Annotated in this window: 6 protein-coding genes; 2 read left to right on the forward strand and 4 right to left on the reverse strand. The window is 36.4% G+C overall.

The features are described from left to right. Positions 1 to 8: 8 nt before the first annotated feature. Complete coding sequence (locus INR75_RS15540; protein ID WP_223089500.1) at positions 9 to 1,538, reverse strand: FMN-binding glutamate synthase family protein; 1,530 nt, start codon at positions 1,536 to 1,538, stop codon at positions 9 to 11. 248 nt (positions 1,539 to 1,786) lie between these two features. Between INR75_RS15540 and nhaA the strand changes: the two genes are divergently transcribed. Next, the gene (gene nhaA, locus INR75_RS15545) at positions 1,787 to 3,103 is read left to right on the forward strand and encodes a Na+/H+ antiporter NhaA (protein WP_223089501.1); all 1,317 of its coding nucleotides are present in this window, start codon (positions 1,787 to 1,789) and stop codon (positions 3,101 to 3,103) included. 133 nt (positions 3,104 to 3,236) lie between these two features. On the opposite strand, the gene INR75_RS15550 is transcribed toward nhaA, so the two are convergent. Further along, positions 3,237 to 3,854 carry a hypothetical protein gene (locus INR75_RS15550; protein WP_223089502.1) on the reverse strand — a complete coding sequence of 206 codons (618 nt, stop codon included), beginning with the start codon at positions 3,852 to 3,854 and terminating at the stop codon, positions 3,237 to 3,239. Positions 3,855 to 4,059: 205 nt separating this feature from the next. On the opposite strand from INR75_RS15550, the gene upp reads away from it, so the two are divergent. After that, a complete protein-coding gene (upp, locus tag INR75_RS15555) occupies positions 4,060 to 4,719 on the forward strand; it encodes a uracil phosphoribosyltransferase (protein ID WP_223089503.1) in 660 nt (219 codons plus the stop codon). Positions 4,720 to 4,745: 26 nt separating this feature from the next. Here the strand turns inward: upp and INR75_RS15560 are convergent, their stop codons facing one another. Both INR75_RS15560 and INR75_RS15565 read right to left on the reverse strand, forming a co-directional pair. Continuing rightward, complete coding sequence (locus tag INR75_RS15560; RefSeq protein WP_223089504.1) at positions 4,746 to 7,055, reverse strand: BamA/TamA family outer membrane protein; 2,310 nt, start codon at positions 7,053 to 7,055, stop codon at positions 4,746 to 4,748. After that, complete coding sequence (locus tag INR75_RS15565; RefSeq protein ID WP_223089505.1) at positions 7,052 to 12,064, reverse strand: translocation/assembly module TamB; 5,013 nt, start codon at positions 12,062 to 12,064, stop codon at positions 7,052 to 7,054. The genes INR75_RS15560 and INR75_RS15565 overlap by 4 nt, the downstream gene beginning before the upstream one ends. Positions 12,065 to 12,419 lie beyond the last annotated feature (355 nt).

Genomic DNA, 12,419 nt, shown 5'->3' on the forward strand with positions numbered 1-12,419 from the left:
TTAGTTAGTTAAGGAGCGACACGTTCTTCTTTTAGATAAGCTCCGGTCGCTACATTAGGATAAAAAACAGAATACGACTTTATCTTGTCATTTATTTTTTTATTGATCATTTTGCGATTAAGCTCTGAAAGGTCATTACAGCCGGCAGCTGCAAAAAGCTCTAAGAAATCGTCCAAAGTTTGTTGCTGGTAGTTCTTAACACGCTTCCATTTATCTTCTACTACCAAACCATTCATTAACCTATTGTTATTTGTAGCTACACCCGTAGGACATTTATTAGTATCGCAGCGCATTGCCTGGATACAGCCTAAAGCCAGCATCATTCCGCGAGCTGAATTACAAATATCGGCACCAATACATAAAGCTTTGAAAATATCGAAGGCGGTAAAGATCTTTGTTGCGGTAAGTACTTTGATGTCCTTTTTAAGATCAAAACCATTTAGAATATCTACCACAAAGATCAATGCATTTTCCCACGGCATCCCTACGTAATTGGAAAAATCTATAGGTGCGGCACCAGTACCGCCTTCTGCTCCGTCTACTGTGATAAAATCTGGTTTGATCCCAGTTTCGATCATTTTCTCACAAATTTCAATAAACTCGTCTTTTGAACCTATGCTCAATTTAAATCCAACAGGCTTAGCGTTTGATAAGTCTCTTAGCTGCTGTACAAATTTTAATAAACCTTCAGCATCTGTAAAAGCAGTATGACCGGGCGGAGATAATACATCGGTGTGTGGTTCTACACCTCTAATTTCAGCAATTTCCTTATTATTTTTTGAAGCCGGTAAAACGCCCCCATGCCCGGGTTTAGCGCCCTGTGATATTTTTATTTCTATCATTTTAACCTCGGTCCAATTCGCTTTTTCTTCAAATTGATTGGGATCAAAATCTCCATCTTTAGTTCTGCAGCCAAAATATCCTGTACCTATTTCCCAAACCAGATCGCCACCAAATCGATGATAATCTGAAATCGCACCCTCTCCTGTATCATGAAAAAAGTTTCCCGCTTTAGCACCTTTATTTAAAGCTTCTATCGCATTTCTACTCAATGCACCATAGCTCATTGCTGAAATATTGAATAAAGAAGCTGAATACGGCTGTGAGCAATCTGGACCGCCAACTATTACTCTTGGATATTCGGTTTTTACTTTTGTAGGATAGATACTGTGTTGCATCCACTTAAAATTCTCTGCTTCTACATTTAATTGCGTTCCAAATGGATGTGTTTCTTTCTGAAGTTTTGCTCGTTGGTAGATGTAACTTCTGTGATTACGATCTATAGGTTTTCCATCGGTATCATTTTCGATAAAATACTGATGAATTTCCGGACTTATGAGCTCCAGCATATAACGCATATGCCCCAGCAATGGAAAATTTCTTAAGATCGTATGTTCTTTCTGAAAGATATCATACAGGCCAATCGCAAAAAGTATGATTCCAAATATCGAAAATCCCCAAACAGGCCAGACAATAGTAAAAATGATCAATCCCACAATTAAAGCTATAATTAGAGTAAAGCGTATGGCTTCTCTCATTTTAATGGTGTTAAAACTTAATACTCAGTTACTTTATAAAGCTAATTAGCATTTAATATTTTCTATGCTAAAATCATGTTATAATTTAAAAGTAACAGCATCTTCCTAAAACGCCGTTTTTATCGCCTCTTAAAATAAACCCTTATAATTCACAGTATTCCTGATAAATGTCATAATTACAAAACCGATATTTCTCTAAGTTTGATAAGCCACTCTATAGTTTTTGTTCATCCTTAATTACAACTATTATGAGGAAGTCTCCCCTAGATCAATATTTGGTCTTACCCATCAAAAAATTCATCGAAAAACAAACTTCTGTAGGTATCCTATTAATTTTCGCCGCCTTGCTGGCCATGCTCGTTGCGAATTCTCCGTTATCCGAAGCTTATCACAGTCTTTGGGAACAGCACATCCATATAGGAATTAATGATTTTGTAATTAATAAGAGCATTTTACATTGGATAAACGATGGTCTAATGTCGATGTTCTTTTTCCTAATTGGTCTCGAAATTAAAAAAGAAATATTGCACGGTGAGCTCTCTACTTTTAGAGGTGCACTTTTACCGCTTACTGCGGGAATTGGCGGAATGATGATGCCTGCAATAATTTTTAGTCTGTTTAATTCAGGAACTCCAGCTATCGAAGGTTGGGGAATTCCTATGGCAACAGATATCGCTTTTGCCCTAGGATTACTTTATTTACTTGGCGATAAAGTTCCCTTGTCTCTAAAAATCTTTCTAACTGCCATCGCAGTGATCGACGATCTTGGTGCTGTTTTGATCATTGCTTTATTTTATACTTCAGATATTTCACTTTTAAACCTGGGAATAGCAGCAGTATTCCTTTCTATTTTAGTTTTTGCCAATTATATAGGGGTAAGAAATACCATTTTTTATATGATCGTAGGTATTGGCGGCCTTTGGCTTGCCATTCTACTTTCTGGCGTTCACGCTACCATCGCAGCAGTTCTTGCTGCATTGGCTATACCAAACTCTAGAACTGTCGATCCTCCTTTATTTCTACGGAAAGTAAAACTATGGGCATTCAAGATCAATAAAAATGAAGATCCTGAATTAACCAGTAGCAACGAAGATACCGGGATGATCATTGAAAAGTTTGCGCTACTTACTAAAGAAGCTACACCACCGCTACAGCGTTTAGAAAATGGCTTAACAAACTTTGTGAATTTTGTAGTCTTACCTCTTTTTGCCTTTGCAAATGCAGGTGTTACTATAAATGCTGATTCTTTTGGATTCTTCCTAAGCCCCATAACCCTAGGAATTATTTTGGGGTTAATTATCGGGAAGTTTTGTGGCATCGTTTTCTTTACCCGTTTACTCTGCGCTATAAAAATCTGTAAATTACCAAAAGGTGTTACCTGGAAGCATATTTATGGAGTTGGTTGTTTAGGCGGAATTGGTTTTACTATGTCTCTTTTTATTACTGAACTTGCCTTTGATAAGCCAGAAATGCTCACACAGGCAAAAATTGGAATCTTAACGGCCTCGATCTTAGCGGGAATTATTGGATATAACTATCTAAATTGGGTAAGCAAAAGGAAGTAAACTGCCTCAGATCGGTATCGGTAATAAATATATTTTTAAAGCATAAAAAAAGCTGTCTGATCACACCAGACAGCTTTTTTATAATTAATTTGAAATACTATAAAATTTGCTCGTAAATTATCGAATTTTAGCACTATTGTTTTACTACCATTAAACTAGCTCTGGCGCCAGTAAGTAAATTCCATTCTTTGGAAACAAGTTGCTTACCATCTTCTCCAAAAACCTTTAACATCGCCGTATTTGGTCCAGATAAGCCTTGATTTAAAGCTTCAAATTCGATCGTATTAAAACCACTCTGCAAAGTGACCAATATTGGTTTATAAGAACCGGTTAAAGCTAAGTTTTTAAAGATCACTTCGCCATTTACCGTAATTTTCACTCGGTCTCCATCAACAAACTCATGATCTCTACAGTATAATTCTACAAATTTACCGGTAGTTTTTACATCTCCCAGATATTGATCTTTTGCATATTCTTCTTTTGCTTTTTTATCTTCTTTCCACTCTGCTGCAACACGATCACCTTCAGTTAGAAGTCCGTTTTTATCCTGGCGCATATTAATTTTACGCTCTTCCTTCTTCATAAAGATATCTTCGACCTCGTTCTTCACTCTTGGAAGAAAAACACTGTTGTTTCCGGTCGTAACTGGCTTAACTGAACCTCCTGTGTTGGTCGTACTTGGGATTTCCTGTGCCTGAATAAAATTGCAGGCAAAAATCGCTATTATGAAACTAAAAATTATCTTTTTCATTTTTTTATGCGGAATTATCTTCAGGATTAATATCAAAAATATAGCCAAAAATAACCAATTTTGAACTGAAATACAGCTTTTTCGATTATCAATGCCATTTCTGAAAAATTCTAAAACATTCTGAAACACTTCAGAATTAAAACTTCATGGAATCCTTTGTTATAGTTTGTATATTTAATGCATCTAACGCCAAAATCACAAATCGATGCATGTTCATCATTTATTAAATAATAACTCTATTGCCAATAAATTTATTGCCCAACTTCGGGATGTGACAGTTCAAGAGGATCGTATGCGCTTCCGAAGAAATATAGAGCGCTTAGGAGAAATCTTAAGTTACGAACTTAGTAGTAAACTTCAATATACCACCAAAGAGATCACAACGCCTTTAGGAACTTCTAAAGTACAACTTCCTGCTAATGATATAGTGATCTGCTCGATTCTACGCGCAGGTCTTCCTTTACATAACGGAATTTTAAATTATTTTGATGATGCTGAAAATTCATTTATTTCGGCCTATAGACACCATCCAAATGAAGATGAGGAGTTTGAAATTAAAGTAGAATATCTAGCTTCGCCTTCGCTAAATGATAAAACCTTGATCCTGGCCGATCCTATGCTTGCTACCGGCCGTTCTTTTGTAAATGTAATGCAGGCATTAAAACAAATGGGAACGCCAAAAGAGATTCATTTAGTCGCTGTAATTGGTGCTGAAGAAGGTTTAAAATTACTTGATGAAGAATTTCCGCAGCATACACATTTATGGATCGCTGCCATAGACCAAAAATTAGATCACAGAGGTTATATTGTTCCCGGTCTTGGAGATGCTGGTGATCTTTGCTTCGGAAGCAAAAAACAACATTAATTATCTCTGAAATTCGCTAATTTCAACTAGAATGGATATCCTATCGCAAAATTGAAAATAGGACTTCCAAAATCGTAGGTCCATCGATCTCCTTCTGGTAACGAAGGATCGTGCATTGGTGCTGCAAGATCAAAGCGAATTACAAATCCCTGGATGTCTACTCGTACACCTACCCCGGTACCAATTCCCAGTTCGTTCATAAAGTTAGAGCTAAACTTCCCACCCGGTAGACTCGTTTCTTCTGTAGAAGTCCATACGTTACCGGCATCTGCAAAGACAGCTCCGTTTACGTAAGGAGGAAAAAGTGGGAAACGATATTCGATATTTGCTTCCAAGCGAATATTGCCGGCACGATCAAAATAATCTGTATTAATAGCATCTGGATCTTCATCCTGCTCTTGATTATCGGGATTGTAAACTCCGGGCCCAAGTTGTCTAATCCTAAAAGCTCTTACACTATACGGTCCTCCAGAAAAATATTGCTTGGTAAAAGGTATAATTTCAGAATTACCGTAGGGCATTCCGTAACCAGCGAATAACCGAGTAGCAATTTTAGTGCCGCTATCCAAATTAAGGTGATAACGAAAATCAACATCGGCTTTAGCGTATTGCGCGTATTCTAAATTGAAAACGGTTTGCGGATCTTCTTCTGCATTTCCGCTTACAAGATCTAAGAAGTTTCCTGCGATATCTAGGGTTGAATTTACAAAAAACTGATGCGTTTTATTTTGATCCACCATTCCGTTATACGTAAAACTGTACATAGATCCAGCGATAAATTGCTGCTCAAAGCTACTTCTCAGGTATGGATTTTCATCCAAAATTTCTTCAAATTCTGGTGTGGTATTAATAAGATCTACATAAGTAACTGATACAGGGTCGAAACTATGCGTTACATATTTGTTCGCATTCCATATATAACCAAATGTCGAAGAAGCCGATCCTAATGCAAAAAGCTGACTACGTCTTAGATAATCTACATTTAAGCTAATCTTTGTTTTTGGAATATCATATTTAAAAAAATCCTCGTTAAAATGCCATGGAAATAATAATCTAGGAAAGATAAGATCGCTACCCACACCTAACTGAATACTATTTAAACCTGTGTTATTCCCACTCGCTACCTGAACTTCGTAACCAAAACGCCCCTGAATATTTATAATTTCACCTCCTTTAAATAAGTTTCTATTGGTTAAAGAAAGTGCAAGACTAGGACCGGCAAAATTATTAGATTTAGTAACCGCTTGTAATTCGGCTCTAATCGCACGTTTATTTAAGGGCGACAAATAAATATTAGCTTCCAGAACACCTAAACTATCTGTGGCAAGCGTATCTACTTCCTCGTAATCAATATTTATAAATTTATAAGCGCCTATAGAGCCCAATCTCCTACTGGTTGCTTTAGAGATATCGGGACTGTAATAATCTCCTTCTTCGATCAAAACAAATGGATCTAATCGTTTTGGCAGGAAAAAGATGCTATCGTGATCCTGAACAAAAGTTTTATTATTAAATCGTATACTATCTTTCTCTAAAGAATCACGCTGTATAGAACTATTTGGGTAAATGTTTACTTTAGAAATTTTATACGGAATAAGTGCTTTCTCAGGCACATCTTTTTTCACCTTTAAGAAAAGATCAAAACGCTTATTATCGTATTGATTGGTATCTGCTTGAAACAATAAAAATCCCGAGTTAAAATTGTAGTAACCTTTTTCTTTAAGCGCTACATCGATCCTTTGACGTTCATTTTTCATATTCGCTAGATCGAAACGCATCTCTTCAAAGAATTTACTCTCGTTAACTATCGGTTTCATATCCTGGTAAATGAGCAAACTATCCTCTACCAGTTGATAGCTTTCCATCCTGTATGGAGTAGTAACGCCCACATCGTAAGCTGCTGTTGCAATCTTTTTTTTATCGTTGGTATTTACATTTGCGCTTACCCTACTGTAAAAGAAACCGCGATTTTCTAATCGATTAAGAATTAGATCCTGGGTATTACCAATTTCTACATCGCTTAAATAAACAGGTTCTTCGCCAATTTTTTTATCCAGAAATTTATTGATGATTCCCGGTTTTTCCCGTTGTGCTTTATAGTGAAAATAAAGACCAGGATAACCACCCAAAAATTTAGAATTTGGCTTAGGCACTAAAACATTTTGAAGCTCTGTTTTAACTTTCCCAAGATCTTTTATCGATGTGGTATCTGGAATCAAAGAGATATCTGCACCCCGGTATAGATATTCGTCTTCAGGAATATATTTATCTACGCTACAGGCATTAAGAAAGCCCAGAGCCATTAAAAAAATGATGCTATATTTCCTTATTTTCATTCTTCTTCGTCTTCTTTTTTGGCGGGTTGGTCTTCTTGCTCTTCAGATTTAAGCAAGGTATTCCATAACTCACGATATTCGTTAAATTCCTGAGTAAATATTAATGCAATTCCACTAACGATCAATTGGCCATCGATCACGTTTTCAAATTGATTTCTTCTGAAACCTCGTATTCTAAAACGTCCTTCTTCGGTAAGCAGGTATTCTAAACTAACATTCCCAATAAGTGGATTGGTCTCCTGTCTCCCGCTATTACTTCCTTCTATATTTACCTGGCTTCCTACACTTACAATCAAACGATCGTCCAATAATTTCTTTTGTGCACTTACATTAAGGTCTGTGCGCTGTTGTGGCCCACTATCCCCCTGATAATCGGTATAACTATCTACACCAAAATTAAGCGAAACACCGGTGTCTCCCAGTAGCTTTTCAGAAAACATATTTAATTGATCTGATAATGCCTGGCTAATATTTTCTCTTGCAATGGCCATTGTTCCTCCATTACTACCATCTGTTCCGGCATCTGGATAAAACCTGTTTAAAACCAGCAAACTGAATACCTGCTTATTTAATTGATTTTCCTGGCTATTTAATTGCTGCACTCTACCATACACCTGTCCACCAATGGCTCCCTGCGAGTCTCTTGGCATATCTAAACCAAAACTTAGTTCAGGTTGCATTAATTCACCATCAACATTTAAATAAACCATAAATGGTAGTTCCTGGCGATATCTGTTCTGTTCACGACCGCTACTACCCGATAGACTTGTAGCCATTAGTGCATAGGCCGAGGTTTCTACATTGTAAATAGCTCTTACATCTAAATTGGCATCAAAAGGGTCGCCGCTCCAACTCACAGAACTTCCATCTGCAATTTCGAATCTACGACTAACTAAGTTGTATAAACTCATCTCGTAATGGCCATCTGATATCGTGTATTTACCAGTTAGGGATGTTCTTCCATTAGGAGAGATATTAAAACGTAGATCACCATCTCCCTGGATTTGAAGATTATCATTTGTTTGCTCGTTTAGTATAACATTGATAATCGCTTCATCCCGAATTTTTAATTGTGCACCAATATCATAGCCGCTGAAAACATAAGATTCTTCTTCGCTTTGAGTAAGAATATTATCGGGATCTTCTTTATTAACAAAGGTAACGATGCCTTCACGTTCCTGCATTTGCAATTCGGTTTCAGGCACTACGTAGGTAACATTTGTATTTTCACCAACTTCAAGATTAAGTCTCAATTTTGGCAAATTTAGATCTCCTTTTAGCGTGGCCTGAGCATCAAAGCTGGCTGTTCCGTAGAAAAGATCATGATCCTCTTCCGTAGAATTTAAAACATTGAAGTCATTAACTTCAAAACTAAGATCGAAAGTAGGATTTATAAAACTTTCAGTGCCCAATTCCCCATCAACTACAAAAGAATTTCCCTTAGTATCGACAATCTTGAAATTATTAAAATAAACCCCATCATTATCTAAATCGAGCGTTTCATTTTTAAAAATAAAAGGAGCGTTTAACATAGAAACCCTAAACTGCGCATCATTAAAATCAATCTTACCAGAATACTCTGGATTTACTGTTGTTCCGTTTAATTTTATATTTCCTTTAAATGAACCTTTACCATCTTCTAAAGCACCAAATGAAAATCCTGTTACCGCAGCCATTTCAACTTTGTTAAGATCTAAATTCATATCCAGATTGGCGGTAGAATCTGCCGCAATGTAATTCCCGGTAAGATCCATATCCACAGCGCCTTCTTTCATTCCCATCTCGAAGCGATACTTTTCGGCGCCCATGGCAATTCCACGTAAAGATAACTTCCCAAGATCTACATCCATAGATTCCAATTGCTCGATATTGAGATCTGCCAGAATCCCAGTCTTACCAAAAGGCTCCACCAAAGCAAAACGTCCATTCATATTTCCTTTCGCTAATTTCACCTCAGGATTTAAGAAGTTCAGAAAAGCAGCAAGTTTAAAATTATCGAACAGTAAGGTGATATTATCTAAATTTCGTTCGTTTTCTTGGTTCACGAGTTCTAGAGACTGACTTTCCCTTGTGATCCTAAAGTTCTCGAATATTATTTTTTCACCATCGTATAATAGCGCATTATTTTGCTGAATATGCCACGGATTCTTATTCAGAATCAATTTCTTGTCACTTATCTCGTATCTAAAAACATCTTCATTTTTCGACAACTTTGAAGAAACATTTACCAGCGTATCTTCATCGTAAACCGAATTAAAGTTTAATCCCAAAACGCGATTTGCCAAATTTGCTTTTAATTCGGTTTTCTTTAGCGCCAGTGGGCCGGCACTAATCGAATTAAAACCAAAACTAAAATCGAGATCCTTACGGTCTGATCGTACAGATATTCCTAAACTATCGATCGCAGCACCATAATAATGAGCAAAAGGTATCTTAACGTCTGCGTTTAGTTTATGTTTCTTTTCGCTAAAATCGACATCAATTTTTACGGTATCTAATTCTTCTAAGTTAACCAGCAATACTTCATTTAAAATTGGTGCCTGGCTAATAGTTCCTTTTACATAAAGATTCACCGGGTTTTCTACCGTATCGGTAGGATCGTCTTCGGTTAGGTAACTTTGATAATGTCGCTGTAGGGCCTGACTAAATTCTAACGGACTCGCATTAGATTGCAGGTTAAGATCCAACATTTTGTTATTTACCTTTACTGAGGTGGTATCTGGAGTTATAAAAGCCGATAGGTCTAAATCTCCTAACAAATAAGTATGATTATCGTAAACGGCGACACCTTCTTTTATTTCTGCCGAAGCTTCGTATTTTTTCGCATTTCCTTTAAAATTTCCCTGCAGTTTAAAACCGGTACGAATATTTCGATTAACAATACCAAGTTCAGCAAGATCTGCTCCAGCAAGATCCAGATTCAGACTAACTTCAGGAGCAACAGAATCTAGGATCACATTCGCAAGCAAGTCGGCATTCAAATTATCGTCCTCGTAGCTACTTTCTATATCGCCACGACCATTTTCAATATCTCCTGTGATCTTAAGATCTTTGATAGGATAATTGTTATAAGTAAAATGGCTAATATTGGTTTCTAATTGCGCATCTAGCGTATTTACTGTACTACCGCTACCCTTCGCTTTAAACTTAAGATTTAATTTTCCTAAAGCAGGATTTTGTAACAATTCTCCCAGTCCTAAACTGTCTACTTTTACATTTGCCTGGAAAGCGATCTCTTCTGTATTCTGAAAGTTTCCTTTCGCAATAATATTCCCAAGGCTAGACTCTAAAGTAGCATCTGCTTGAATATCACTTGGCGTACCTGCAAGATTCCCTGAAAGTGCAATGTTCTTTGGTAAATTAACACCTAATTGCTTTTCGTTTACAAAATAGTTTAGGTCACTTTTGGTAGAACGTGCTCTAAAACGTGGAATATTGAAATAAATATTATCGGGATCTGTAGCATTTCGAATTTGCCCATTTAGTACCAGGTTTGTCTGGCTACCCCAGGATATATTTGCTGAAGGAATCCTGATATTCGACAATTGGCCGTTAGCACTTAAACTTCCGGTAACCAATTTGCGACTTAATGCTTTCAAGTATTGATTTTGCTGAAGCGCAGGCTGAAATCTAAATACTTCGTTTATATCCAGCTGAATTTCAGAAAGACTGGCATCTAAACTCGCATTTTCAGGTTTTTCGATCAAGCTTTCTACAGCATCATAATTTAATTTAAGTGTTCCCTGAAGCTGATTATTATTTAAAGCCAGAATAAGATTCTTCAAATTTAATGCTGAATTATCCAAAGTGACTTCCGTAGAAAATTCTCTAAGATCTAATCCTGAAGCTTCCTTAAAACTTACCTGATTAATATCTGCGTTTACCTGCCGATCTGCCAATATTATATTTCCGGTTTTTAGACTAAGATCTCTAAACTTTAAGGCATTAGGATTAAATTTTTGTTGCTCGATCTTAGCGCTATCTACGATATACGCGATATTATTTTGCTCTAAATCGATATTTTGAACATTAATTTTCCAGGCCGGCCAAACAAAACCTGCGGTATCATTCTCTGTCGAATCCTTAGGCTGAGATTGTGCAGTTTTAGTCTGCATTCTTAGCAAAATATTCGATCTTTTTAGCGATACGGTATTCAACTCAATTTCATAATCCCCTAGATCCATTTTGGGCATTTCAGCAAGAAATTCCGGAATATGAACGTCGGCTAGCATTCCATCAGGTTCAGACTGATATTTGGCATTAACATTATTCAACCTTAAACGATCTACTACAACCAAAGGCATTGGCGCTTCAGAATCTTCACTTGTTGGTAAGGCTTTGTTTTGCCGATATACCACCATCGTATTATTAAGCGAAGCATCTGCAACCTCAAATTGCATATTTTGAAGATCTGTTTTTCGCATAGCGACATCTAGCTCACCCAATTTAAGTTCTGCTTCCATTCCGGTGACCTCGTCGTTATAATTCAGAATAATATTTTGAAGATTAACGTCTCCGATACTAATATTCATGGAAGATGAAGTGGTATCCTGAGCTTGCGTTTGCTGCGTGCTCGTAGAGTCTGAAGCCGCAAAAGCATCCATTAAAAACTGAAAATTATAGCCAGAAATCGAGTCTTTTCGATATACGTTTGCTTTTAAGCCTTTTAGATCAAGATCATTAATCCCAAATCCGCTTCCTTTAATAATGGGCCAAATAGGAATATTTGCTTCCAGATTGTGAGCATAAACCAATGTATCTCCTTTTTTATCTTCAAGATAAAGCCCTTCCAAACTAACAGCTCCACCAAATGTGATAAATAAACGATCGATTTCAACTTCGGTTTTCGTTTTCTTTTCGATCGAAGAGACTACCTTATTTACAATAATATTTTGCCCCCACGGACTTCTAATAAAAAGGATAAGCAATAATAAGAAAATAAGTATACCAGCTAAGATCTTTAGGGTAATCCTTAATGCTTTTCTCAGTTTTGGATGTTTCTTACTCAAATTATGGTATATCTTAATTGATTGCGGAAAAATGCAGCTGCAATTAACTACTAAGAAGGCATATTTTACGCGATATTCTTATAATCTTCTGTTAAAATTGAAATTACCACATCTGTGGAACAAATTCTACAGAAGTTTAGAAAATTTCAACACTTTAATTTCCTAAATACTTTTTCAAAAAAAATAGAAAAGATCTTTATATCGACTATAAACAACTGTTTTTCAATAGTTATAAATGTAAAACAAAACTTCCCCAAAATTTTTGGGTACGTTTTTGAAGCACTAAAATTCCAAATGTGAAAAAAGTTTAATAGCAAGTTAAATAAGCTTAAAAACAAACTATCTATTAAAATTC

Origin of the sequence: Zunongwangia sp. SCSIO 43204 (assembly GCF_019904275.1) — a bacterium.
Taxonomy (GTDB): domain Bacteria; phylum Bacteroidota; class Bacteroidia; order Flavobacteriales; family Flavobacteriaceae; genus Zunongwangia; species Zunongwangia mangrovi.

Coding starts and splice junctions, on each gene's coding strand:
- INR75_RS15540 (WP_223089500.1), bottom strand. CDS start 1,538: ATGAGAGAAGCCATACGCTTTACTCTAATTATAGCTTTAATTGTGGGA.
- INR75_RS15550 (WP_223089502.1), bottom strand. CDS start 3,854: ATGAAAAAGATAATTTTTAGTTTCATAATAGCGATTTTTGCCTGCAAT.
- upp (WP_223089503.1), top strand. CDS start 4,060: ATGCATGTTCATCATTTATTAAATAATAACTCTATTGCCAATAAATTT.
- nhaA (WP_223089501.1), top strand. CDS start 1,787: ATGAGGAAGTCTCCCCTAGATCAATATTTGGTCTTACCCATCAAAAAA.
- INR75_RS15560 (WP_223089504.1), bottom strand. CDS start 7,055: ATGAAAATAAGGAAATATAGCATCATTTTTTTAATGGCTCTGGGCTTT.